The sequence below is a fragment of the Nocardia sp. NBC_01503 genome (genome assembly GCF_036327755.1).
Lineage (GTDB): Bacteria > Actinomycetota > Actinomycetes > Mycobacteriales > Mycobacteriaceae > Nocardia.
This window is the reverse complement of sequence record NZ_CP109596.1, coordinates 6,391,305-6,416,580: the sequence shown is the minus strand read 5'-3', so window position 1 is coordinate 6,416,580 and position 25,276 is coordinate 6,391,305. Positions and strand designations below refer to the sequence as shown.

Sequence of the window (25,276 nt, the reverse complement as noted above, 5' to 3'; positions counted from 1 at the left end):
TAAGAATTCCCCGGGCGCAAATCAAAATCAGGTCAAGGCAATCCAGGCCCTGGTCCACGCGCGATGCGACGACCTATCACGCCACGCCTTCAGTGGCCGGTGATAATCCGAGGTTCGCGATCAACCGGGAGACCCGGCGTTCGATCTCGTCCCGGATAACGCGAATCTCCTCGATCCCCTGCCCTGCCGGATCGGCGAGCGGCCACTGTTCGAAGCGATGCCCGGACAGGATCGGATCGGTATCCCCGCAGCCCATATCGACAACCACATCGGCGGCGCGCATGAGTTCGTCTGTCCACGGCTTCGGAAACTCGTCGGCAAGATCGATGCCCCGCTCCGCCATCGCCGCCACCACTTGCGGATTCACCACCGCATCGGGTGCCGAACCGCCCGCCCAGCCCACCGCGCCCCCGCCCACCATGCGCGTGAAGAATCCGAGCGCCATCTGCGAACGCCCCGCATTGTGCGTACACACGAACAGCACCGCCGGACCCGCGCCGACGCTGCGGCCGACGGCCCGCAGCAATGCGATCAACCGCTCGCGCGCAAACCTCTCGGCCAGGAATGGGAGCCGGTCCGTGTCTGCCGCGAAGGCCGCGAGCCGTTCATAGGAGGAAGTCACCATCCGGTCGATAGTGTTGGCGTCGCATAGCTGGGCGAACTCCTCGCGGAGCCGCGCAGCCGCCTGTTCCAGTTCGGTCGCCCGACGCACCTCCGATGAGCCGCGGCTGTTCGATATGCCGTCGGCGTGGCTTTCGGTCATGAATCACTCCCTCTCCGCGATCTCGATGCCGGACTCGGCCGATCGGCGCATCGTCGTCGCTGCGCCAAGGTTCCGTGTACACGGCGGGACCTTCAGCGGATGAATCCTGATCAGCGAGCCGCGACAACCACCTCAAAGCCTAGCTCGACAACCGTTCAGCGCGATTCGACCAGTCTTCAGACAAGCGTCGCTGGATGGCGACGGTGAGCGGATTTCTCGGTGTGACCACCCCTCAAACACAGGCACTGAGCAACTGTTGCATACTGCCACTGTGCGATTAGCGATGAGCAGCTCTGCACCAACGCTCGGCGATCTACTCCGTGCCTGGACCCTGTCCCCGATCGTGGACATGCTGCTGGTCGCCGGTGCGGTGATCTACCCGTGGCTGGTCCTGCGGGCGCGAAGCCAGGGAATGCCCTGGCCGAAAGCGCGGGCCGGGTGCTGGTACGCGGGACTCGCGGTATCGGCGGTGACGACCAACAGCGCACTCGCGATCTATTCGCACAACCTGTTCACCGCGCACATGCTCGTACACCTGCTGATGATCATGGTCGTTCCCGCACTGTTCGTGTGGGCACAGCCGATTCGCCTGGTGCACAGCGCATCCGGCCCGCACACCCGCGCGAGGATCGACCGGTTGCGTACCCGGGGTCCACTGCGATCACTGGTATCGGTCCGGTTCACCGTCCCGCTCTACACCGCGGTGATCCTGCTGACCCATCTCACCGGATTCCAGCAGGCGATGGCCACGCACATGTGGATTCACGACGCCGAGCTGATGCTGTATTTCCTCAGCGGATATCTGCTGTTGCTCCCGCTGATCGGCGGTGAGCTGACCATCGAGCCGGCGCGGCCCCATCCGCTGCGACTGGTCGTCCTGGCCCTGTGCACCGGACCCGATACCCTCGTCGGCGTCACGCTGATGATGTCCACCAGTGTGCTCGCACCCGCCTACGCCGCATCCCGCACCTGGGGACCGACCGCCCTCGCGGACCAGAGCGCGGCCGGAGTGATCATGTGGGTCGGCGGCGACGGCGTGATGATGGTGCTGATGCTCATCGTTGTCGCGCAATGGATTCGGTCCGGCGACCACGGCCTCGGCCCGTGGCTCGATGCTATCCGGGGTGACGCGACTCTCGGGCAGTCCGGCGCCGACATCAGCGATATCGACAACGAGCAAGCAGCCTTGGACGCCTACAACGCCCGGCTGGCGGAACTGCACGGCCGCCCGCACACACTGATCGCCCACCCACAGAACGGCATGACCAATGACGAGTAGCCACAACGGATTCCGCCGATATCGTGCGATGACCCGGTGCGGCGTAGCAGGACTCCTGCTCGCCACGGCGGTCGCGTGTTCGTCCCCGGCCGGCGGGAGTTCGGCGGCTTCGGCCTCGGGGCTCGATTCCGCGCATCCGGGCGACACCATCCCACTGTCGCTGATGATGTTCCACTCGATCACCTGGCGGCCGTGGCACGGAACCACATTGCCCTTCGCCGATCGTTGGGGACCGACGACCGTTCAGGGCGACGTCGCGACCGGATTCAGCCACACTCCCGAAGGCGCGGTCATCGCGATGATGCAACATCAGGCCCGGCTCGCGGGGCTCGACGGCGCCGCCTGGTCCGCCGCCGCGCGGGTGATGGCGGTCGTCGCACCCGCGGACCAGCCACCGGATCACCACCTCGGCACCGGGTTCGACACCGGTTCCCAGCTCCCCTACTTCGCCGGCTATCACTGGTCGTCCTACACCACGGATCGGGCGGAGGCGGACTTGGCGTTGCAGACCGATGACGGCGCACTGAATTCGGTGCATGTCGCGGAGGTTTGGCGCGGCGGCGACTGGAAGGCCGAGCTACCGGCCGCGGGCGGAACCCTCACTCCGCTATATGGAATGGACGCCTACCAGCCCTGGCCGGCGGTACCCCGCTGAACGATCACATGGGCACCGGCAGGAGGGGTTCGGTCCGCGGCTCGAATTCGGCAGCGGGCGTGATGATTCCGTCGTCGTCGACCTCGGGGCGGCTCCGGCGGTAGGACCACTGCAACAGCGCCAGGCCCGCCAGTCCGGCCAAGGCGGTGGCGATGCCGATCTTCCAGCCCGGTGGCCGCCAGGACACGATCAACTCCCCGTTCCTGGTGCCGGACGGGATATCCACGGCCACAAAGATATTCGCGATGGTGTGGAATCCTATGTCGCGGCCGTCGAGGGTGACGCGGTAGCCGGGCCACGCCAGGCGAGCGAAGACCACCCGGCCACCGGTATCGGAGGTGACGCGGATGTGGCTGGTGAAGCCGTCCCGGCCGATCGGGGTGGTGCTGACATCGTGCGTGTCCGCGATGTAGCCGTTGCGGTTCGACACCGGGCCATCCGCTCTCTCGAGTACCCAGATGTAGCGCTCGTGCCCGGGATAGTCCACCCATTTCCACCCCGGCGGCGCGGGATGGGTACCGGCGTCCGGGTATTGCGCGCGTTGCAGCACAACGCGATCCACCTTCATCAGATCGACATAGGTGCGCCCCGTGGCGGGTTCGACGGAGAAGGCCGCTCCGAAGGCGGCGGGACAGGTGCTGCCGTCCCAGCCCATACACAGCAGTTTGCTGAACTTGCGGTAGCCGATCGGGGTGTAGGCGTTGACATAGTCCAGGCCCAGGTTCTTGGCGTAGTTGCCGAATGCCAGCGAACCCCACGCCCCGCCGATGTTCTGCTCGGGCGGCGACACCAGGGCCCGGTCGGCCAGTTGCAGTGTGACACCGGCGAAGTGCGGGAACGCCGCCGTCATCTCGGATCGACTCTCCGGGAAGTGATAGGACATCGGCGTCGCCCCTTGTACCCGGACCTGGTCGTAAGCGATCGGGAACATCGCCAGTATGGCCAGCACACAGGCCACCGCGATGCCGCGGCTGCGAGCCAGCCACACCAGCCCGGCGGTCAGCACGCCGACCACCGCGACCGCCACCAGGTGCCGGATCACCAGATGCGGTGCCGCACTGAACGATCGCACGAACAACAACCCGAGCAGCACCGCCGCGGCGGTACCCCGGCGTCGCCAGTCGGCGAACGTGCCGTGGCGACTGAGCAATACGCACACCAGCACCAACAGCCCGACCGCCAGCATCGGCAGCACCCGGGCGGGCCAGCGCAACGGCCCGATGCGACCCGGCCCGGCGGTCCACATCAGGAAGATGAGCACGAACAACGCCGCACCGGTGTATTCGCGCCACGAACGCCGGACCGCGGCCCAATCGATGAAGGCCAGCAATGGAATCAGGAACCAGGCGATGTAGACCATCGGCAGCGGTTGCACGTACCCCCACCAGCCGGTGAACGCCGGGACGGTGCTCGGCAGGCTGGCGTTCAGCGACTCCGACCATGGCACATTCAAGAAGTCGTCATTGATGATGCGCTCGTTGCCGCGCCAGGTCACCGAGGAGGACAACATGCCCGGCAGATAGGTTTCGAGCCCGGCCAGACCCGCGCACGCGGCCACCGCCAGCAAGCGCAGCGACGGCCGCCACGCGCGCTGAAGAGCGATCTCACCAACCGCGACCGCCAGGATCATCAACGCCGATTCCACTGCGGGAAACACATATTGCACGGAGATCGCGAAGTACAGGAACACGAACACCGGGATGGGCCCGTTGCGCCAGCTCCGCGATTCGGCATCGCCTCGCACATAGGCGATCGCCGATGCCCAAGCGTGCAGCATCCACGCGGTGCCGGTGAGCGAGGTCGCCCAGCTGGCCTCATCGAAGAACAAGAACCAGCCCGACAGTGGAAAGGCTACTGCGGCAACGGCCGCCCACGGTGCGCGGGCGCCGTAGGCCAGGCAGACCCGGAACACCCCGAGGGCGGCGATGATGGAGAAGATCAGCTTCACGATCGTCACGTACAGCGCCAGGTTGTCCACCGTCGGCGCGAAGTAGTCGACCACCATCTGCGGCGGGTTGTAGAGGCCCGCCTCCTCCATGGAGTAGTTGCCCGACATCCACTCCCACGGCACCAACGCGGGGAACCTGCCCCCACGCAGGTGCCGGCCCAGCATCACCCACATCGGGCCGTACTGGGATTCGGTGTCATCGGTATAGAAATGGCGGGGATTGGCCAGCAATACCGACATGTACCCCGCGACCACACCGAGAACGGTGACCAATCCCCAGCGGTACACATTCATCCGAAGCGACAGCGCTGCACGAATTCCCACGAGCCGGAGACACTACCCGAAACAAGCAGTATGCAACAGTTGTCGTGTACCTGAATTCGATTCCATCACAACGGCGGTGCGAATGTACATACCCCCGAGCCTGACGGCAGGATAGAACCGAAAGATGAACGCGGAGCATGTGGAGGAAGTCGTGGCAGCGAAAGACACGGTGGTCGGAGAGTCCGTCGACGAACTCACCGACGCCCTGCTCGCCGCATCCCGCCTACTGGTCGCGCTGTCCGCACGCTCCATCTCACTGGTCGACGAATCCATCACCATCCCGCAGTTTCGAACCCTGGTGATCCTGTCGACCCGCGGACCATCGAAGGTCGTGACCCTGGCGAGCGCGCTCAATGTGCAACCCTCGACCGCAGCGCGGATGGTCGATCGCCTGGTAGCCGCGGAGCTGGTGGATCGCAATCCCAATCCCGATTCGCGACGGGAACTCATCATCGAATTGACCGAACAGGGCCACCGGGTCGTCAACGCGGTGACCGGCCACCGTCGCCGCGAACTCGCCGCGGTGGTGAAGCGCATGCCGGAGGCGGACCGTTCCGGATTGGTGCGGGCCCTGACAGCCTTCACCGAAGCGGGCGGGGAGCCCCACGCCGACCTCGACGTCGACAGCTACCAACTCTGACCTCGAACCCCGAGCCCGCGCAGCTCAACGCCAACCGGTGGCCGTCTGAAGGGCGAGACTGCCGGCCGCGAGGATCAGGCCGAGCGTACCGCCGAACAGCAGGGGGCGAGGACCGGTGGCGCGAATCTGCTGCCAGGTCAACGAGGTGCCGATGGCGGCCAGCACCGACGCGATGAGCCAGGCACTGAGGTGACTGAGTGAAGCCGACCAGGAGTCGGGCACCACGCCGAGACCGGCGATTGACGATGCCGCGAGAAAGAAGGCGACGAAGAGCGGGAAGCTTTGGCGGAGAGAGGTTTTGGGGCCGCTGTCGCGTCGGCTGAAGTGTAGTCCCAGGCACATCGGAACGATCATCAAGCTGCGGACCAGTTTGACGATCACCGCGAAGTGGGCTGCGGCGGGACCGAAGATGACCCCTGCCGCCAGCACCGATGAGGTGTCGTTGATCGCCGTACCCGCCCAGAGTCCGAAGGCTTCCTGGGAGAGGCCGAGTAGTCGACCGAGCGGCGGATAGACCAGTACCGCAACAATATTGAAGATGAAGATGGTGCCCAGAGCGTAGGCGACACGTTGTTTGTCGGGCTTCATCACGGAGGTTGCGGCGGCAATCGCGGAGGCGCCGCAGATGGTCGTGCCGACCGCGACGAGAATTGCCGATTCCCTATCCAGAGCGAGCATTCGGCCGATGACAACCGCGGCGACAGCACCGACGACCAATGTTCCCACCAGGACTACGGCGGTGCGACGGCCGACCGCCAGCACCGAGCCGACCGGTAGGCCGAGCCCGAGGAGCACGATGGCCGCGCCGAGAACATGCTTGCGCGTGAAAGCCATTCCCGTCGCGAAAACTCCTGTCTCAGTGCAGGACCGGCGCGCCATGGCGCCGAGGATCGCACCACCCAGCAGGGCGATGATCGGGGTACCGACCATCGGCAGTCTCGCACCGACCACAGTGGCGGCGGTGGCGAGAGCTGCCGCCAGGAGGAGGCCGGGAACATTACGGCGAAGCCAGATCATCTCCTCACGATCGCGATGGCGCCGCCGGGCCGGTAGCCGCCAGTACGGGAGGACCCCATAAGCGGCGCTGATGAGCAGGGCCGGCCGCTCGGGGTGCCGTGGCGTCGGTATCGGCTCATAATGTGCCGCTATGACACTGCCGCCGGGAACACCCGATCTGGATGTCCTCGATCTACTGGTCTCGGTCGCGGAGTTCGCCAGCCTCGGTGCGGCGGCCCGGCATCACGGGATCACCCAGCCCGCGGCGAGTATGCGAATCAGCGCGCTGGAGCGGCGATTACGGTTACGGCTGCTCGATCGCGGCCCGACCGGTTCCCAACTGACCGATGCGGGCAGGGCGGTTGTCGCCCATGCCTTGCCAGTCCTGGCGGCGGCCCGGTCGTTCGTCGAGGGGGTGACCGCACTGCACACCGCCGATGTCGCGCGATTGCGGGTCGCGGCGTCGAAAACCATCGCCGATCACCGGATTCCGCAGTGGCTCGCCGCCTTGCGCACCACCTGTCCCGACGTGACCGTCGCATTGGAGGTGGAGAACACCCGGCAGGTGGAGGTGCTGGTCCGCGACGGTGCGGCTGATCTCGGTTTCGTCGAGGGCCCGCATTCGCCGCGTGGTCTCGACAGCCGGGTGATCGGCGCGGACGAACTGGTCGTGGTCGTCTCGCCGGCGCATGTGTGGGCGAATCGGCGCAAGACGGTGACACTGCGCGAACTCGCCTGCACCGCGCTGCTGTGGCGCGAACCCGGATCGGGGACGCGGGAAACCGTGTGGGAGGTCCTCAGCGCGGAGTGCCAACCGGCCGCACCGGCAGCCGAACTCGGGTCCGCTATCGCCATCACCGCGGCCGCCTGCAACGGTGTCGCGCCGGCGGTGTTGAGCAGACTGATCGCCGCGCCGATGCTCTCGACCGGCGCACTCGTCGAGGTGCGACTTGCCATTCCGGTGGCGCTCACCCGCAAGTTCCGAGTGATCTGGCGACGACAGTCGCCACCGTCGGGACCGGCCGAGTTTCTGGTCAGACATGCCCTGCGTGTGGACTCCACAAGCCCGAGCAACTGGTGATACTCCCATCTCGTGCGGCATCAGCGCAGGTAGATGGCTTGCGCCCCGGCTGGTAACTGGCGTAACTCGTCGGTAATTGCGCGAAACGTCGCATGTAACGCGCTGTTCCGAGCATTTGCCACATGACAGGCAGAACGTATCCGGCTCGGGCGGCAGCCCCTGATCCGAACATCGGCAGGCGTTCCGCTCCGGCTCGCCGCATTCGCGACATCCTGCGGGCGCGTATCCGCAGCGGTGTCTACGGCAATCGACCGCTCCCGTCGGAGACGCAGTTGGCGGCCGACTTCGACACCAGCCGCAATATCGTGCGCGACGCCTTGGCGCTGCTGCGCGATGAGGGCCTGGTGGATCGGGTGCCGGGGGCGGGCACCTTCGTGGTGGCGGACAAGGCGGTGCAGGGCCTGGACCGTCTGCGCGGGCTCGCCGAAACCTTCGAGACCGGCAGCGATCGCGTGGTGAACCGGGTGCTGCTCGCCGAGGTCGTGCCAGCGACACCCATTGTCGCCGAACGCCTCGAGCTCGAACCCGCCACACCGGTGGTCGCGCTGGAGCGTATTCGCTACCTCGACGGCAGCCCGCTGTCGCTGGACGCCAGCTACCTCACCGCCGATGTCGGCGCGCCCTTGCTGGAACTCGACCTCACCGGCTGCGATGTATTCGGGCTGCTGGAAGCCGAACTCGGCCTGCCGCTCGGCTCGGCCGCGGTCTCGATCGAGGCCGTCGCCGCCGATCCCACCGTCGCCGGACTCCTCGCGGTCCGGCCCGGTTCACCGCTGCTGTTCCTGGAGCGGCTCACCTACACCGACTCCGGCCGGCCCATCGATCTGGAGTACGTCCGCTATCGCGGCGACCGCTTCTCGCTCTCCGGCCGACTCGACCGCATACCGGTCGCACCGAATCGCGGTGCGCCCGAACCGAAGGAAAGGGGCTGATCACCGATGCCAATGGAGATTCCACCGGCCGCACAGCGCCGGGAAATGACCTGCGATGTGCTCGTCGTCGGCGGTGGCACAGCGGGCACCATGGCCGCGCTCACCGCGGCCCGGCACGGCGCGAACGTCCTGCTGCTGGAGAAGGCGCATGTGCGGCACTCCGGTGCGCTGGCCATGGGGATGGACGGGGTCAACAATGCCGTCGTGCCGGGTAAGGCCAGCCCGGAGGATTACGTCGCCGATATCACCGTCGCCAATGACGGAATCGTCAACCAGCGCACCGTGTATCAGACCGCCACCCGCGGATTCGAGATGGTGCAGCGGCTGGAGAGCTACGGCGTCAAATTCGAGAAGGATGAGCACGCCGAGTACGCCGTCCGCAAGGTGCATCGCTCGGGCAGCTATGTGCTGCCCATGCCGGAGGGGCGCGACGTCAAGAAGGTCCTGTACCGCACGCTGCGGGCCCGGGATGTGCGCGCCAAGGTGACCATCAGCAATCGGGTCATGCCGGTGCGGGTACTCACGGTGGCGGGCAAGGCGGTCGGTGCTGTCGGATTCGATACCAGGACAGGGGAATTCGTCACAATATCGGCAGGGGCGGTGATTCTGGCGACCGGCGCGTGCGGGCGACTCGGATTGCCCGCGAGCGGCTATCTGTATGGCACGTACGAGAATCCGACCAACGCCGGCGACGGCTATGCGATGGCGTATCACGCCGGAGCCGAGCTGTCGGGTATCGAATGCTTCCAGATCAACCCGCTCATCAAGGATTACAACGGCCCGGCCTGCGCCTATGTGGCCAATCCGTTCGGCGGGTATCAGGTCAATGCCGAGGGCAATCGCTTCGTCGACTGCGATTACTGGTCCGGGCAGATGATGGCCGAGGTCAAGCGTGAACTCGACAGTGCGCGCGGACCGATCTATTTGAAGCTGAGCCATCTGCCCGATGCCACCATCCGGCAGATCGAGGGCATTCTGCACACCACCGAAAGGCCCACCCGCGGCACCTTCCACGAGGGGCGCGGCACCGACTATCGGACTCGGGACATCGAGATGCACATCTCCGAGATCGGTTTGTGCAGTGGACATTCCGCATCGGGGGTATGGGTCGACGAATACGCCGCGACCACCGTGCCCGGGCTCTACGCGGCGGGCGATATGGCGCTGGTGCCGCACAACTACATGATCGGGGCCTTCGTCTACGGCGATATCGCGGGCGAGAGCGCCAGCGAATACTCCAGGGGCGCGGTACATCCCGAGCTGCCCGAGGATCAGATCGAGGCCGCGCACGCACTCATCTACCGGCCGCTGAGCAATCCCGACGGGCCGCCGCAGATGCAGGTCGAGTACAAACTGCGGCGCTTCGTGAACGACTATCTGCAACCGCCCAAGACGCAGAGCTACCTCACGCTCGGGCTGGAGGCATTCGAGCGCATGCACGGCGATATCGCGGAGATGGGCGCGCAGACGCCACATGAACTCATGCGATGCGCGGAGGTCACCTTCATTCGCGACTGCGCGGAGATGGCGGCGCGAGCCTCGCTGCGGCGCACCGAGAGTCGCTGGGGGCTGTACCACCAGCGCTCGGATTGGCCACGGTCCAATGACGCCGAATGGTTCTGCCACCTCAACCTCTATCGCGGCGAATCGGGCGCGATGGAGTTCACCACGCGGCCCGTCGCACCGTACATCGTGCCGGTCCCCGGGTTCATCCGCCCCGATGGCGTGGCCGATGTCGCGGCTCCCGAACTCGTCGGCGCATGGGGCGGGCGATGAGTACGCGACTGCTCCAACTCATGGAATTGGCCGAGGAGTGGCCCGAATTGGCGGAGCTGCGGCCATTTCTCACCGACACGGACCCCGAGGTACGCCGCACCGCGCTCTCGGTGCTGAGTGAGACCACCGAGGAGTGGGCCGCGGCCTCGCCGGTGATCGCCGCCGGGCTCGCCGACCCGGATGTGACGGTGCGCCATGCCGCCATCGGACTGCTGACCGAACTCCTGGAGGTCCTGATCCCCGGTCCGGAATTCGATGCGGCCCTGCGCAATTGCGCGGCTGCCGGCGAGCCCGCTGTGCGGTCCGCCGCCATCGAGGCGTTGTGGCGGCACCGGCGCACCACCGCGGCGGAGTTGCTGGGCTGGTTCGCCGATCCGAACGCCGAGGTGCGCGGCCGGATCGTCGGCGGCTTCACCTCCGTGGACGCGCTCGCCGAACTCGGTACCGCCGCAGCCGATCCGGTGCCGCTGGTTCGGATAGGTGTCGCGAAAGGTATCGCGGCGGTCGGTGATCCACGGGGCGCGAGCACCCTGGTCACTCTCACCGCCGATGCGGATCCCCTGGTTCGGGCTGCGGCCTTCACCGCGCTGGCTCACACCGGCTGTGACGACGAGGCCGCCGCCCTGGCTGCCGCCGCCATGACCGACCCCGCCTGGCAGGTCCGCCAGGGCGCGGCGATCGCCCTCGCGGTCGCCGACCCGGAAACCGCCGCACCACACCTGATTCCCGCAGTCACCGACGACAACCTCGATGTCCGCAAAGCCGCGGTCCGCGCCCTCGCCGAACGCATAGCCGAACTCCCGGAGGTCGCCGCCGCCCTCCACGCCGCGCTGGCGGACCCGGACGCCGATGTCCGCGCCTTCGCCCGCATCGGTATCGCCAATTCTCGAAAGGAAATCTGATGGCCCAGGTCAATACCCGCATCGACGTGCCGGTCAGCGTCGATGAAGCCAAATGTATCGACGGCTGCACACTCTGCGTCGATATGTGCCCGCTGGATTCGCTCGCGATCCACCCCGACACCGGCAAGGCGTATATGCACGTCGACGAGTGCTGGTACTGCGGGCCGTGCGCGGCGCGCTGCCCGGTCGGGGCCGTGACGGTCAATATCCCCTATCTGCTGCGCTGACACCGGGACACCATGATGAGGACACCGAATATGTACCGGCGCATGGCATTGCTGCTCGGCGCTGTCACGGCAGCGACCGTTGTGAGCGGTTGCGGATCGAGCGGGGACGGCAAGACCGTCACCATCAATATCGGCTATCAATCCAAGACCATCAATACCGTCACCGCGGGCACGCTACTGCGCGATCGCGGGACCTTCGAGACCAAACTGGCCGAACTCGGCAAGGCCAAGGGCATCACCTACAAGGTGGAGTGGAAGGATTTCGCCGCCGGTCCCCCGCTGACCGCGCAGATGCTCGCCGGACAGGTCGATATCGGATCCATGGGTGACGCGCCGATTCTGGTGAACGGCTCGAAGACCCGCGACCACGAGGATGTGCGCACCGAACTCATCTCGGTCACCGGATATAACCTGCACGGCTCCTTGAATCAGATTGTGGTGCCGCTCAATTCACCTGCCGCGACCCTGCCGGATCTGCGCGGCAAGGTGGTCTCCACGAGTATCGGCTCGGCCGCGCACGGCATGCTGTCCACCGGTTTGTCCAGTGCCGGTCTCGCTTTGGACGATGTCAAGCTGCTAGGCCAGGATCCGGCGGTCGGCGCGTCGGCGCTCCAGGGCGATCAGGTGTCGGCGCTGGCGCAGTTCGTGCCGTGGCCGCAGAAGCTCATCTTCGACGGTAAAGCGCGACTGCTCTACGACGGTGGCACCGCCGGAATTCCGACCTTCCACGCGGTGGTCGCCAATAAGCGGTTCGACACCGCCAACCCCGATATCGTCAATGCCTTCCTGGCCGCCCAGCGCGAAACCGCCGACTACATCAATCACAATCCACTGAAAGCCGCCGAACGAGTCGCCGACATCACCGGCATTCCAGCGGAAGTCGTTTACCTCTACAACGGCCCCAATGGGATGGTCAGCTTCGATTCGACCATCAAACCGCAGCTGGTCGACGCGCTCACCAAACTGCTGCCATTCCTGAAGGGCCTCGGCGCGCTCGCGGATCTGGACATCAACGAGTTCGTCAATGACAAATACGTTCGGGCGCTGTACGGCTCGGACTATGACGCACAGCGGTCGTCCACGACCGCACCGAGCCCATTGACCGGCACCGACTCGGTATGCGGTGGCGCGGTGAACAATCCGGCGACTGCCTCGGAGGTGTGGTTCAAGGGCGAGGAAACCACGCGGGTGGCCAGGACACCGACCTGTCTGCTGCGCCTGGTCGGCACGCACGGCGGAGAAGCCCGCAGCGCCTACGTACCCGATACCGCCTCCGGCACCCGCATTTTCGCGGCCACCGCCACCTGGGTGAGCGATCCGGCCGCCGGACCGGATGAACGACTGCGGCCTTTCGCGGTCAAGGCCGACGCCCAGACCTATGCGACCGGCCACGCCGGTAGCGCCGTCCTGGACTACCAGGCCGCACTGATCGCCAGATAGCACCGAACAACTCCTGGAGGCTCGACATGACGGTTTCCGCCGAACCTGTAACCCGCATCCCCACAACGCCTTCCGAACCACAGACCACGCCGGGAGCGCCACGACGGGCGGTCGCCATCGCCCTCCCCCGGCGATTACGCTCGGCTCTGCTCACCGCTGTACCGCTGACCGGGCTGGTGCTGCTCTGGTACCTGCTCACCGCCAATCACGTGGTGTTCTGGCTGCGCTTCGACAAGATACCCACGCCCGCAGAGGTTTTCGACTCCTTCCGCACCCAGCTCGGCACGCATGACTATTACAGCAACATCCTGTCCAGCATGCGCCGCATCCTGATCGGATTCGGCCTGGCGACCGTGGCCGGAGTGATCACCGGTATGGTCATCGGCCGGTCCGCCCTGATCAGCGCGCTCGTGCGGCCGGTGCTCGAGGTATTCCGGCCCATTCCCGCAATCGCCCTGGTGCCCTTGGCGATTCTGCTCTTCCCGACCAGCGAGCAGGGCATCGTGTTCATCACCTTCTTCGCGGCCTTCTTCCCGGTCGCGGTGAGCACCATCCACGCCATGCACGCACTGCCGAAGGTATGGGAGGAAGCCGCGCGCACCCTGGGCGCCCGACGCTGGGAGATCCTCGTCCACATCGCGCTACCGGGTGCGCTCCCCGGCATCTTCTCCGGACTGTCGGTTGCCATGGGTGTCGCCTGGATCTGCGTCATCAGCGCGGAGATGATCTCGGGCCAATTCGGCATCGGCTATTTCACCTGGCAGTGCTACGGGCTGCTCGACTATCCCGGGGTCGTGGTCGGGATGCTCTCCATCGGGGTGATGGGCTGGGCGACGGCCTGGCTCGTCGAGGCGGCGGGGCATCGGGTCAACCGCTGGCTGCCACGGGCTGTGCGATGAGCACCGGAGCGGCCGTGCGGCTGCGTGGTCTTCGCATCGCCTACGGCGAAAGCCTCACCGCCGAAGTCGATCTGGAGGTCTCGCCCGGCGAGATCGTGGTGCTGCTCGGCCCGTCCGGCTGCGGTAAATCCACCATCCTGCGGGCCCTGGCCGGATTGCTCGAACCGGTCGGCGGCACCGCCGAGATCGACGGGGGCAGCGGCGAACAATGTGCGATGGTCTTCCAGGAGGACGCACTGCTGCCGTGGCGCAGCGCCCGCAAGAACGTCGAATTCGCCTTGAAACTGCGCGGCGTGCCCCGCGCACGCCGCCGGGCCGAAGCCTTGGAACTATTGGTTCAAGTCGGACTCGACGGCTACGGCGAACATCTGCCCGGAGCGCTCTCCGGCGGTATGCGCCAGCGCGTCCAACTGGCTCGCACCCTGGCCACCGAACCCCGCGTCCTGCTCATGGATGAGCCGTTCGGCGCGCTGGACGCCCAGACCCGGGCCGATATGCAGCGGCTGCTCATCACCGTCTGGCAACAGCGCAAGACGACGGTGCTGTTCGTCACGCACGACGTCGATGAAGCCCTGCTATTGGCCGATCGAATCGTATTGCTGACCCCGCGCCCGGCCCGGATTCAGCGCATCGTGACCATCGACCATCCGCGAGCACCCGGCGCCCGATTCGAACCCGAATTCGCGCGCCACCGTTACGAGATCCTGGCCGCGCTCGGCGACACCGCCGAGCTCGCGGCCGCAACCACCGAGGAAGCATCATGACCTTCGTCATCGGCGCCGCCTGTGTCGACATCATGGATCGGGCCTGCGTCGAGGAGTGCCCGGTCGACTGCATCTATACCGGCGGCCGCATGGCCTATATCCATCCCACCGAATGCGTCGACTGCGGAGCATGCGAACCGGTCTGCCCGGTCGAAGCCATCTACCTCGATACCGACATTCCAGCAGGGCAGCAACAATTCGTGGCGGAGAATGCCCGATTCTTCGATGAGCCGCTGCCCGGCCGCGCCGCGGCGCTCGGATCTCCCGGCAGCGCTTCGACAGTGGGCGAGGTCGGAGCGGACACCGCTTTCGTACAGGCGTACCAGCCATGACCAGCTCGAAACGCGCACTGCGCGTGGCCATTATCGGGGCCGGGCCGGCGGGCATCTACGCCGCGGACGCGCTGATGAAGTCCGATGCCGATGTCTCCATCGACCTGTACGAGCGAATGCCCGCACCGTTCGGACTGATTCGGTACGGCGTCGCACCGGACCATCCGCGCATCAAGGGCATCATCACCGCCCTGCACAAGGTCTTGGATCGGCCGCAGGTCCGGCTGCTGGGAAACATCGAGTACGGCGCCGATATCACCCTGGACGATCTACGTACCTTCTACGACTCGGTGATCTTCTCCACCGGTGCGAATACCGATAGGGCACTGGATATCCCCGGCATCGAACTGGACGGCTGCTACGGCGCTGCCGATTTCGTGTCCTGGTACGACGGGCATCCCGATGCACCGCGCACCTGGCCGCTCGATGCGGAGCGGATCGCGGTGCTCGGTGTCGGGAATGTGGCCCTCGATGTGGCCCGCATGCTGGCCAAGACCGGCGAGGAACTGCTGCCTACCGAGATTCCGCCGAATGTGCACGAAGCGTTGCGGTCGAACAGGGCCGTGGAGGTACATGTTTTCGGCCGCCGCGGTCCCGCGCAGGCCAAGTTCACACCGCTCGAGTTACGCGAGCTCGACCACTCACCAACCATCGAGGTGATCGTCGACCCCGAGGACATCGACTACGACGCCGGGTCGGAAACCGCACGGCGGCAGTCCAAACAGGTGGACATGATCGCGAACACCCTGGAGCAGTGGGCCATTCGCGATCCCGGCAACCGGCCGCACAAACTGTTCCTGCACTTCTTCGAAGCACCGGTCGAAGTGCTCGGCGCCGCCGGCCGGGTCACGGGCCTGCGCACCGAACGCACCCGGCTCGACGGCACCGGCGAGATCGAAGGCACCGGGGCATATCGCGACTGGCCGGTGACCGCCGTCTATCGCGCCGTCGGCTATAAGTCGCAGCCGATCCCCAAACTCCCGTTCGACGATCGCGCGGGCGTGGTGCCCAACGAGCAAGGGCGAGTGCTCATCGACGAAGATGCGGCCGGCGCCGCACGGTACCTGCCCGGGGTGTACGTGACCGGCTGGATCAAACGCGGCCCGGTCGGCCTCATCGGCCACACCAAAGGCGATGCCAACGAGACCGTCGCCTGCCTGCTCGACGATCGCGAAACACACTCGGCCCCGGCAGATCCCGATCCGGACTCGGTGGCGGCCTTTCTGACCGCCAGGGGCGTTGCCTTCACGACCTGGCAGGGCTGGCACCGCCTGGATGCCCACGAACGCGCTCTCGGAGCCGCCGAGGGCCGGGAACGCGTCAAGGTCGTCGAACGCATCGACATGCTGCTGGCCAGTCTCGGCGCGCACTGAAGGGGCCGGACCGCACCGCGAGTCCCGGCCTGCCCGGTATCCGTACCGTCACGAAAGTCGGTTCATCCATGATCATTTCGGCGCAGCCGATCACCATCGAACACATCCACCAGGCACTCGCCGTCGTCGAGGACCCCGAAATTCACCGTCCCATCACCGAACTCGACATGGTCGGCGCCATCACCATCGATGCCGCTCACGTCGATGTGCGGATCCTGCTCACCGTGGCCGCGTGCCCGCTGCGCGAACGCATCACCCACGACGTCCGATCCGCGGTGCTGGCCATCGATGGAATCTCCACGGTCACTGTCGAATTCGGCGTCATGTCCGATGAGCAGCGCACCGCGCTGCGCCGCAAGGTTCGCGGCGACGAACCATCGATCCCGTTCTCGGAGCCGGGCTCGCGAACCCGCGTCTACTGCGTCGTCTCCGGCAAGGGCGGCGTCGGAAAGTCGAGCGTCACCGTCAATCTGGCGGCGGCCCTGGCAGCGCGGAACGTCCGCGTCGGCATTCTCGACGCGGATATACACGGCCACTCGATTCCCAGCATGCTCGGCCTCCGCACCGGACCCACCCAGGTGGATCGGATGCTCATGCCGCCCACCGCGCACGGCATCAAAGTCATCTCCGTCGGCATGTTCGTCGAGGACAACGAACCCGTCCTCTGGCGCGGCCCGATGCTGCACCGAGCCCTCCGGCAATTCCTCACCGACGTCTACTGGGGCGACCTGGATGTCCTCCTCGTCGACCTCCCGCCCGGCACCGGCGACATCGCCATCTCGCTGGCCCAAATGCTGCCCAGCGCAGAACTTCTCGTCGTCACGACGCCCCAGACAACTGCCGCTCAGATCGCCGAACGAGCCGGTGCCGTCGCCGCCCAGACCAAACAACGCGTGGTCGGCATCGTGGAGAACATGTCCTGGTACGACGCACCCGACGGCACCCGCCGGACCCTCTTCGGCGCAGGCGGCGGCGCCAGGGTGAGTGAGCGTCTCTCCGGCCTCCTCGCAACGGACTGTCCGGTCCTGGGCCACATTCCCTTCGACCCGGAATTCTCCGCGACCAGCGACCACGGCACCCCAATGGTCCTCTCGGCCCCCGACTCCCCCGCCACAGCCGTCTTCTTCGACATCGTCCGCGCACTCATACCCGTACCGCGCAGCCTCGTCGGACTGCGGCTCACAGTGACACCCGGCTGATCGAATCCTGCCACCCGACAACTTCAAACCCTGTCTGCACCAAAGGGTTCGGCGATGCCCGCACCAACACGGCCGCGCCGCCCCGGACATCGTCAGCCGTGGTGCCGTCTCAACACCGCGACGACCAACACCATGGCGAGCCGCGCCGTCAGGCGGCAAAGACAGTACGGACGACGGACTCGTCGCCATCGATCTCGACCGGTCCGAAAGTGCGAGCATCATCGAGGGCCAGCGCGCCCGCGGCGAGTCCGACATCCTCTGGCTCAGCGACGGGCACCCGATGGACCGGAATCGGTTGGTGGCTCACGCGAAACCGGGCCGCAAGAACGTGACCCGGTGCCGGGTCGACGTCATGAACACCCTTGTCTCGGGTGACCGTGTCGCCGCCCGCTATACGGTCACCGCCACAATGCGCACCGGCCGGACGATCGCCACCGAGATATACATGTTCGGCGACCTCGCCCCGGACGGACGACTGCACCGAGTCGACGCCATGACGCGCGATCTGCCTGAGTCGAAAGAGGCAGCACCGGAAGATATCTCCGACCACTGACGACAACGAAACCGGGCGAGTCGATTGACAGCCAAGGGTGTTCGGCCACGGCCTGCCAGGCGAGAGCGCATGGGAACAAGGCGAGAGGGGCGACGATCAAACGGCTGATCGGCGAACTGGGCCGCGGGTAACCACCGAATCGCGGTGATACGGTGGCCACCTCGGAAAATGTCCTTCGATCGACAGGTTGTGAGCAGCGTGGTGGCCGAATCCGGGTCTGCCGAGGGGGAATCGGGGCGGGTGGGGCCGCGGACCCGGCGCGGGGTGCGGACTCGGGAGGCGTTGATTTCGGCGGCGCGGGAGGTCTTCGAGCGGGACGGATATCCGGATTCTCGGATCTCGGATATATCCAAGGCGGCGGGGATGGCCTCCGGATCGTTCTACACGTACTTCGACAGTAAGGAAGAGATCTTCGCGGCGCTGGTCGAACAGGTACAGGATGAGATGTTGCATCCGCATCTGCGGGAGCGCAGCGGGATCACCGACGCTCGAAGCCTTATCGAGGCCGCGAATCGGGATTATCTGTTGTCGTACAAACGCAATGCCCGGCTGATGGCATTGTTCGAGCAGGTCGCACATGTCGACGAGAACTTTCGGCGGATGCGGGTCGAGCGCGGGAAGGCGTTCGTACAGCGCAATGCGCGGATGATTCGCGCCCTGCAGGAGTCCGGGCAGGCCAGTGCCGATCTCGATCCCACGATCACCGCGCATGCGCTGTCGGCGATGGTGAGCCGGATGGCGTACACGGTTTTCGTTCAGAACCAGCGCATCTCGTTCGAGAAGCTGGTGACGACCTTGACCCAGCTGTGGATCAACGGGCTGCAGTTGACACCCACCACACCCTCGGAGATCGATTCCGCGGGCGACTAGGCGATTTCGCGAGCGAAATCGATCAGGGCGGCGTTGACTTCCCTCGGCCGCTGTTGCTGAATCCAGTGGCCCGCGCCCTCGAGAATGATGGAACCGCGCAGATCGGTCAGCACCGCGGGCATTTTCGCCAGGGGCGTGAAGCGGATGACGGGGTCGGCGGAACCGGCGATGAACAGGGACGGCTGGGCGATCTTGGTATCGGCGAGGTGCGCGGTACGTTCCCAGCTGCGGTCGAGATTGCGGTAGTAGTTGAGTCCGCCCGTGAATCCGGTCGCCGTGAATGTCCGCACGTAATAGTCGAATTCGGCGGGAGTCAGCCACGGCGGCAGGGGCGGCTCGGCGGCTTCGGTCTCGAGATACGAACGCGCGCTGAGCACCTCGTCCCGTAGGAGGGTACGGCGCACGTCCGACGCGAGCACCTGGTCGGCGACCCCGGGCTCCTGGAACCAGCACATGTAGAAGTCGTCGCCGAGCCGCGAACGCAGAATCGACACCGGCGGGCCGGACGAGCGGGGCGTGGCCGGGACGCTCAGCCCGGCGACCGCGCGCACCCGATCCGGGTATGCGCGGGCGAGCTGCCAGACCACCGAGGCGCCCCAGTCGTGGCCGACGAAGATCGCGTCCTCGATACCGGTGGCGTCCAGCAGGCCGATCAGATCCGCGCAGACGGTCAGGATGTCGTAGTCCTCGACGCGCTCGGGCCGGGAGCTGCCGCCGTACCCGCGCATATCCGGGGTCAGGGTACGAAAGCCCGCGTCGGCGAACGCGAAAACCTGGTGCCGCCAGGAGAATCCGAGTTCGGGGAAACCGTGGCAGAACACCACCGGGACGCCGTCGCCGTGCTCGACGACCCGCATTTCGATGCCATTGGCCCGCACTTGGCGGCTGCTCAGGCTTTGCCAGTCCTGGCCTGGATCTCGTGCGGTCACGTTGTCCTTCATGCTGCGCTACCGGTCCGGCGTGGGACACACGGTATGCAAAAGTGACGCCGAGTTCAACTATGGACTGAAAGTCATTGCGCTGCAACCTCTTTGATATCCGATGCCGCGACTCCCCCGGAATCCGGCCCTTGAACGCGGACACGGAGACGAGTAGACAGGCGGGATCATCGGCTCGAATCCGGCATCGGATTCGAGCTCCGGACTCGAAGAGGAGTACTCGTGCAGGTCGCGGGAAAGATCGCGGTGGTCACCGGTGGCGGCGGCGGAATAGGCGGTGCGCTCGCGGCACGGTTGGTGCGGGACGGGGCGCGGGTCGTGGTCGCCGATCTCGACACCGACGCCGCGAAGGGCATTGCGGCAACGATCAGCCGGGACCATCCCGGAGCGGCGGTCGCGGTGGGTGCCGACGTATCGGATATCGCGCAGATCGAAGCGCTGATCGCCCGTGCGGAGGCCGAATTCGGACCGATCGACCTGTATTTCGCCAATGCCGGTGTCGCCGGACCGGTCGGGCTCGGCGAGGACGACCTGCAGTGGGCGACCACCATCGACGTCAACCTGCGGGCGCATGTGCGCGCCGCGCGTCTACTGCTGCCGGGCTGGCTCGAACGCGGCGAAGGCTATTTCGTCAGCACCGCGTCCGCGGCCGGGCTGCTCACCCAAATCGGTTCCGCCGCTTACTCGGTCACCAAGCACGCGGCCGTCGGATTCGCGGAGTGGCTGGCGGTGACCTATGGCGATCGCGGCGTCCGGGTCAGCTGCCTGTGCCCCATGGGCGTCGAGACCCCGCTACTGCGCGCCGGCGAAAACTCCGGGGATGCGCTCGGCGCGGCCGCGACCCGGGCCGTGACCTCGGCGGGTGCGGTACTGACGCCGGACGAGGTCGCCGAGATCGTGATGGCCGCCCTCGAGCAGGAGCGGTTCCTGATCCTGCCGCACCCCGAGGTGCTGGACATGTACCGGCGCAAAGGTGCCGACTACGACCGCTGGCTGTCCGGGATGCGGCAGTACCAGCAGCGCCTGCTGGACGGTGCCAAGTCCTGAATACCTGAATCCGGATTCGATATTTCGGGCATCACCACTGGTGAGAGCACTAGGCTGACTCGAATGTGTCACGAGTCACACTAGATTCGGCTCTACCCGCCCTTGACCCATGCGGCCCGCGTCACGCATCGTGTCCACTACTTACCAAGCGCTTAGTAACTGATTCGAGCGGATCGCCTGAACTCCGAAAGGACCCCTCTGTGAACAGATTCGACGGCAAGACCGCGATCGTCACCGGTGCGAGCCGGGGCATCGGTCTCGGAATCGCGCAGCGCCTGGTGGACGAGGGGGCGAAGGTCGTGATCACCGCACGCAAGAAGGAGGCGCTCGACCAAGCGGTCGCGACCCTCGGCGGACCCGCGCACGCGCTGGCCGTCGCCGGGCGCGCCGATGACGCCGACCATCAGGCGGAGACCATCGCACGCGCGATCGACACCTTCGGCAGCGCCGATCTGCTGGTCAACAACACCGGCATCAATCCGGTCTTCGGCCCGATGGTCGAGCTCGACCTGGCCGCGGCCCGCAAGATCGTCGAGGTGAACTGCCTGGCCGCGCTCTCCTGGGTACAGCAGATCTACAAAGCCTGGATGCACGAGCACGGCGGCGCGGTCGTCAACATCTCCTCGGTCGCGGGTACCAAACCTGCCCCGGGCATCGGGTTCTACGGCGCCAGCAAGGCGATGCTCACCCACATCACCCAGGAACTCGCCGTCGAACTCGGTCCGGCCATCCGGGTCAACGCGGTCGCCCCGGCGGTGGTCAAGACCAAATTCGCCAGTGCGCTCTATGAGGGACACGAAGCCGAAGTGGCCGAGAACTATCCGCTCAAACGGCTGGGCGTACCGGAGGATATCGGCGGCGTGGTGGCATTCCTGCTCTCGCAGGACGCGAGCTGGCTGACCGGACAACTGGTGGTCGTCGACGGCGGCCTCACGCTGACCGGCGGCGTCTGACCCCCGGTGCCGTGATGAATTCTCCTGATACCGCCCTGCCGGGCCTGGACCTCGACCGGCTCACCGAATGGCTTGCCGCGCAACGGCCGGACCTGGCCGAGGGGCCACTGCGCGGGCAGCTGATCGCCGGTGGGAAATCCAATCTCACCTATGCGATCACCGATGGCGCGACATCGTTCGTACTGCGCAGGCCGCCGCTGGGCCATGTCCTCGCGACCGCGCACGATATGTCCAGGGAACACCGGGTGATCAGCGCCCTCGCCGGGACCGATGTTCCGGTGCCCGCCACCTACGCGCTGTGCGAGGACACCGAGATCATCGGTGCCCCTTTCTATTTGATGGAATTGGTGGCGGGTACGCCGTATCGCACCGCGGCCGAGCTCGAGGCGCTGGGACCGGAGCGTACGACCGTGATCTCGACCGGTTCGATCGATACGCTCGCCGCGTTGCATTCGGTGGATCCGGCCGCGGTCGGTCTCGGGGATTTCGGGCGCCCCGAGGGTTTTCTGGAACGGCAGGTGCGCCGCTGGAAGAAGCAACTCGACGCCTCGCACTCGCGGGAGCTGCCCGCCGCCGTCGAATTGCATGAGCTGCTCGCCGCATCGCAACCGCCGCAATCGGCGACGCGGATAGTGCACGGCGACTACCGCCTGGACAATGTGCTGGTCGATGCGACCGATCACGTTGCGGCAGTGCTCGATTGGGAGATGGCCACGCTCGGCGACCCACTCACCGATATCGGCCTGCTGCTGGTTTACCAGCGGATGGGTACGCGTCGGATCCCCGGCGTCACCGATGTCGCCGCGGCACAGGGCTTTCTGAGCGAACCGGAGATGCTGGACCGGTATGCCCGGCGCGCGGGCCTCGACCTGACCCATATCGGCTTCTATGTCGCGCTGGCCTCGTTCAAGCTCGCGGTGATCGCCGAGGGCATCTACTACCGCTATCTCCACGGCCAGACCGTGGGCGCCGGCTTCGAGAATATGGGCGATATGGTGGACCCGCTGTTGCGTGCCGGGATCGCCGCGCTCGGAGAGAACGACAGATGACCAATCCCGAAGCGGTACGCGAGGATCTGCGCGGACGCGTGGCCGCCCTGCTCACCGACCATGATCCGGCCACCACCGATCCGGTGACCTTTCACCGCGCCCGTTTCGACGCGGGGCTGGCGTGGGTGTACTACCCGGAGGGCGTCGGCGGTCTCGGCCTCGATCGCGAACTACAGCCCTTCGTCGACACCCTGTTCGAGGAGGCCGGAGCGCCGGGCAACAATCCCGAACTCAATGGCATCGGGCTCGGAATGGCCGCGCCGACCATCCTCGCCTACGGCACGCCCGAACAGCGACAGCGCTATCTGCGGCCGCTGTGGGCCGGGGAGGAGATCTGGTGCCAGCTGTTCAGCGAACCCGGCGCCGGATCGGATCTGGCGGCGGTGAGCACCCGCGCCGTGCGCGACGGCGATGACTGGATCGTGAATGGGCAGAAGGTCTGGACCTCGGTGGCGCATAAGGCGCAGCGGGCGATCCTGGTGGCGCGCACCGATCCCGATCGCCCGAAACACGCTGGGCTGTCGTATTTCATCTGCGATATGACCGCTCCCGGCGTGGACGTGCGGCCGCTGCGCCAACTCACCGGTGAGGCCGAGTTCAATGAGGTGTTCCTCACCGATGTGCGCATTCCGGATGCGAATCGCCTCGGCCAGGAGGGTGCGGGCTGGCGGGTGGCCACCACCACCCTCAACAACGAGCGGGTATCGATCGGTGGGCGCCCGGTACCGCGTGAGAGCGGAATCCTCGGCGCGGTGACCCGGACCTGGCGCGGTCACCCCGAGCACCACACCCCCGAACTGCACGATCGGCTGCTGCGGCTCTGGGTGGAGGCCGAGGCCGCGCGCCTGGCCGCCACCCGGTTGCGCCAGCGGGTCGCGGGCGGTCAACCGGGTCCGGAGACCTCGGCCCTGAAGCTGTCCTTCGCCCGAATCAACCAGCAGCTCAGCGGATTCGAACTCGAACTGCTCGGCGAGGACGGCCTGCGCTACGAGGACTGGACCATGGTGCGCCCCGACCGCGTCGACTTCGCGGGCCGGGACGCGGGGTACCGGTACCTGCGCGCGAAAGGAAATTCGATCGAGGGCGGGACCTCCGAGATCATGCGCAATATCGTCGCCGAACGGGTGCTGGGCCTGCCCGGCGAAGCGCGCGCGGACAAGGACATCGCCTGGAAGGACCTGATCCGATGAGCGAGGACATCCTGCTGCTCGACACCGATGTCGAGACCGCGCTGCGCGCGGCGGTGCGGAGTCTGCTGAATGAGCGCTGCGATCCGGCGGCGGTGCTGGCCGCCTATGCCGGCGACCGGTCGCTGACGCGCTCGCTCTGGAAGTCGATCACCGCCGAATTGGGGTTGGCCGGGTTGCTGATCCCCGAGAACCGGGGTGGCGCGGGAGGTTCCGCGCGCGACGCCGCGGTGGTGCTGGAGGAGCTGGGGCGTTTCGCCGCGCCGGTGCCGTTCCTGACCAGCAGTGTGATCGCGGCGACCGTACTGCTGGCGGGCGATTCCGAACTCGTCGCGCAACTCGCGACGGGTGAGTGCACGGCGGCCCTGCTCGCGCCGTTCTCGGCGGCGACCGTCGAGCAGCTTCCCGCCCTCGTCAAGGACGCTGACGGCAGGCTGTCCGGCCGGGTGACGAGTGTGGCCGGAGCCTTCGAGGCGGATGTGCTGCTGGCGGCGGTGCGGACGCCGCAGGGCACCGAGGTGCATGCCATCGCGACCGCGCTGGTGACGGTGGATCCGGTCGTCTCGCTCGATATGACCCGGCCCCTGGCCGATATCACCGTCGACGCCGCGCCCGGGCGGGTGGTCGTGCCGGCGGGAGCCGGATTGCCCGCGCTGCGTGTGGGTTTGGCGACCGGTGCGGCACTGCTGGCCTCCGAACAGGTCGGTGTCGCGGCCTGGTGCCTGGACACCACCGTGCGATACCTGAAGGTGCGGCGGCAGTTCGGGCGCGTGGTCGGCGGCTTCCAGGCGCTCAAACATCGGCTCGCCGACCTGTACGTCGAACTCGAATCCGCGAGTGCGGCAGCACGATACGCGGCCGGTGCGCTGGCGACGGCTGATCCGGACGCCACGATCGCCGGAGCCGTGGCGGCCGCGTACTGCGGTGAGATCGCGGTGCGTGCCGCCGAGGAAGCGGTCCAGTTGCACGGCGGAATCGGAATGACGTGGGAGTATCCGGTCCACCTGTACCTCAAGCGCGCCAAGGCCGATCAGATCGGGCTGGGCAGTCCCGCGCACCATCGGTCCGTGCTCGCCGGGCTGGTCGATCTGCCGCTCGGCCGGGACTGAAACCGTATGTGCCGCATCGTAAACGACGATCAGGAGTAGA

General features: G+C 66.5%; 23 protein-coding genes and 1 pseudogene. 20 read left to right on the top strand and 4 right to left on the bottom strand.

Features of this window, described 5'->3' with window-relative positions:
• Nucleotides 1-76: 76 nt before the first annotated feature.
• Nucleotides 77-763 (bottom strand): arsenate reductase/protein-tyrosine-phosphatase family protein, encoded by a 687-nt coding sequence (locus OHB26_RS29300; RefSeq protein ID WP_330180483.1) that lies wholly within the window; start codon nt 761-763, stop codon nt 77-79.
• 283 nt (nt 764-1,046) lie between these two features.
• On the opposite strand from OHB26_RS29300, the gene OHB26_RS29295 reads away from it, so the two are divergent.
• Together OHB26_RS29295 and OHB26_RS29290 are read left to right on the top strand one after the other, a co-directional pair.
• The gene (locus OHB26_RS29295) at nt 1,047-2,042 is read left to right on the top strand and encodes a cytochrome c oxidase assembly protein (RefSeq protein ID WP_330180482.1); all 996 of its coding nucleotides are present in this window, start codon (nt 1,047-1,049) and stop codon (nt 2,040-2,042) included.
• 28 nt (nt 2,043-2,070) lie between these two features.
• Complete coding sequence (locus OHB26_RS29290; protein ID WP_330180481.1) at nt 2,071-2,697, top strand: hypothetical protein; 627 nt, start codon at nt 2,071-2,073, stop codon at nt 2,695-2,697.
• A gap of 4 nt (nt 2,698-2,701) precedes the next feature.
• On the opposite strand, the gene OHB26_RS29285 is transcribed toward OHB26_RS29290, so the two are convergent.
• Complete coding sequence (locus tag OHB26_RS29285) at nt 2,702-4,939, bottom strand: hypothetical protein (protein WP_330185815.1); 2,238 nt, start codon at nt 4,937-4,939, stop codon at nt 2,702-2,704.
• 181 nt (nt 4,940-5,120) lie between these two features.
• Here OHB26_RS29285 and OHB26_RS29280 point away from each other — a divergent pair, with 181 nt between their 5' ends.
• Nucleotides 5,121-5,609: a MarR family winged helix-turn-helix transcriptional regulator gene (locus tag OHB26_RS29280; RefSeq protein WP_330180480.1), complete on the top strand. Its 489-nt coding sequence runs from the start codon at nt 5,121-5,123 to the stop codon at nt 5,607-5,609.
• 24 nt (nt 5,610-5,633) lie between these two features.
• On the opposite strand, the gene OHB26_RS29275 is transcribed toward OHB26_RS29280, so the two are convergent.
• Nucleotides 5,634-6,626 (bottom strand): YeiH family protein, encoded by a 993-nt coding sequence (locus OHB26_RS29275; protein WP_330180479.1) that lies wholly within the window; start codon nt 6,624-6,626, stop codon nt 5,634-5,636.
• A 130-nt stretch (nt 6,627-6,756) separates the two neighbouring features.
• Between OHB26_RS29275 and OHB26_RS29270 the strand changes: the two genes are divergently transcribed.
• The 12 genes and pseudogenes from OHB26_RS29270 to OHB26_RS29215 all read left to right on the top strand — a co-directional run bounded on the left by OHB26_RS29270 (nt 6,757) and on the right by OHB26_RS29215 (nt 18,953).
• On the top strand, nt 6,757-7,686 hold the full coding sequence (locus tag OHB26_RS29270) for a LysR family transcriptional regulator (protein ID WP_330180478.1): 930 nt from the start codon (nt 6,757-6,759) through the stop codon (nt 7,684-7,686).
• Nucleotides 7,687-7,808: 122 nt separating this feature from the next.
• On the top strand, nt 7,809-8,618 hold the full coding sequence (locus tag OHB26_RS29265; protein ID WP_330180477.1) for a GntR family transcriptional regulator: 810 nt from the start codon (nt 7,809-7,811) through the stop codon (nt 8,616-8,618).
• 12 nt (nt 8,619-8,630) lie between these two features.
• Nucleotides 8,631-11,296 (top strand): annotated as a pseudogene (locus OHB26_RS29260) (fumarate reductase/succinate dehydrogenase flavoprotein subunit).
• Entirely contained in the window at nt 11,296-11,523 is a 228-nt protein-coding gene (locus OHB26_RS29255) for a 4Fe-4S dicluster domain-containing protein (RefSeq protein ID WP_330180476.1), read from the top strand. Before OHB26_RS29260 ends, OHB26_RS29255 begins: the two are co-directional and overlap by 1 nt.
• A gap of 12 nt (nt 11,524-11,535) precedes the next feature.
• Nucleotides 11,536-12,963, top strand: coding sequence for an ABC transporter substrate-binding protein (locus tag OHB26_RS29250; RefSeq protein ID WP_330180475.1), 1,428 nt, complete (start codon nt 11,536-11,538; stop codon nt 12,961-12,963).
• Between the two features lie 26 nt (nt 12,964-12,989).
• Nucleotides 12,990-13,862 carry an ABC transporter permease gene (locus OHB26_RS29245; protein ID WP_330180474.1) on the top strand — a complete coding sequence of 291 codons (873 nt, stop codon included), beginning with the start codon at nt 12,990-12,992 and terminating at the stop codon, nt 13,860-13,862.
• Nucleotides 13,859-14,626 carry an ABC transporter ATP-binding protein gene (locus tag OHB26_RS29240; protein WP_330180473.1) on the top strand — a complete coding sequence of 256 codons (768 nt, stop codon included), beginning with the start codon at nt 13,859-13,861 and terminating at the stop codon, nt 14,624-14,626. Before OHB26_RS29245 ends, OHB26_RS29240 begins: the two co-directional genes overlap by 4 nt.
• Nucleotides 14,623-14,958 (top strand): ferredoxin, encoded by a 336-nt coding sequence (gene fdxA, locus OHB26_RS29235; protein WP_330180472.1) that lies wholly within the window; start codon nt 14,623-14,625, stop codon nt 14,956-14,958. The genes OHB26_RS29240 and fdxA overlap by 4 nt, the downstream gene beginning before the upstream one ends.
• Entirely contained in the window at nt 14,955-16,331 is a 1,377-nt protein-coding gene (locus tag OHB26_RS29230) for an FAD-dependent oxidoreductase (RefSeq protein WP_330180471.1), read from the top strand. Before fdxA ends, OHB26_RS29230 begins: the two co-directional genes overlap by 4 nt.
• A gap of 68 nt (nt 16,332-16,399) precedes the next feature.
• Entirely contained in the window at nt 16,400-17,530 is a 1,131-nt protein-coding gene (locus tag OHB26_RS29225) for an Mrp/NBP35 family ATP-binding protein (RefSeq protein WP_330180470.1), read from the top strand.
• Between the two features lie 352 nt (nt 17,531-17,882).
• A complete protein-coding gene (locus tag OHB26_RS29220; RefSeq protein ID WP_330180469.1) occupies nt 17,883-18,083 on the top strand; it encodes a hypothetical protein in 201 nt (66 codons plus the stop codon).
• Between the two features lie 168 nt (nt 18,084-18,251).
• Complete coding sequence (locus tag OHB26_RS29215; RefSeq protein WP_330180468.1) at nt 18,252-18,953, top strand: TetR/AcrR family transcriptional regulator; 702 nt, start codon at nt 18,252-18,254, stop codon at nt 18,951-18,953.
• Here OHB26_RS29215 and OHB26_RS29210 read toward each other — a convergent pair.
• Nucleotides 18,950-19,894 carry an alpha/beta fold hydrolase gene (locus OHB26_RS29210; protein ID WP_442942736.1) on the bottom strand — a complete coding sequence of 315 codons (945 nt, stop codon included), beginning with the start codon at nt 19,892-19,894 and terminating at the stop codon, nt 18,950-18,952. The genes OHB26_RS29215 and OHB26_RS29210 overlap by 4 nt on opposite strands.
• Nucleotides 19,895-20,113: 219 nt before the next feature.
• Between OHB26_RS29210 and OHB26_RS29205 the strand changes: the two genes are divergently transcribed.
• From OHB26_RS29205 to OHB26_RS29185, 5 genes are all read left to right on the top strand, one after another.
• Complete coding sequence (locus OHB26_RS29205; RefSeq protein ID WP_330180467.1) at nt 20,114-20,938, top strand: SDR family oxidoreductase; 825 nt, start codon at nt 20,114-20,116, stop codon at nt 20,936-20,938.
• Between the two features lie 200 nt (nt 20,939-21,138).
• Nucleotides 21,139-21,891 carry an SDR family oxidoreductase gene (locus OHB26_RS29200; RefSeq protein WP_330180466.1) on the top strand — a complete coding sequence of 251 codons (753 nt, stop codon included), beginning with the start codon at nt 21,139-21,141 and terminating at the stop codon, nt 21,889-21,891.
• 14 nt (nt 21,892-21,905) lie between these two features.
• The gene (locus OHB26_RS29195; protein ID WP_330180465.1) at nt 21,906-22,940 is read left to right on the top strand and encodes a phosphotransferase family protein; all 1,035 of its coding nucleotides are present in this window, start codon (nt 21,906-21,908) and stop codon (nt 22,938-22,940) included.
• A complete protein-coding gene (locus OHB26_RS29190) occupies nt 22,937-24,130 on the top strand; it encodes an acyl-CoA dehydrogenase family protein (protein WP_330180464.1) in 1,194 nt (397 codons plus the stop codon). Before OHB26_RS29195 ends, OHB26_RS29190 begins: the two co-directional genes overlap by 4 nt.
• Complete coding sequence (locus OHB26_RS29185) at nt 24,127-25,236, top strand: acyl-CoA dehydrogenase family protein (RefSeq protein ID WP_330180463.1); 1,110 nt, start codon at nt 24,127-24,129, stop codon at nt 25,234-25,236. The genes OHB26_RS29190 and OHB26_RS29185 overlap by 4 nt, the downstream gene beginning before the upstream one ends.
• The last annotated feature ends 40 nt before the right edge of the window (nt 25,237-25,276 follow it).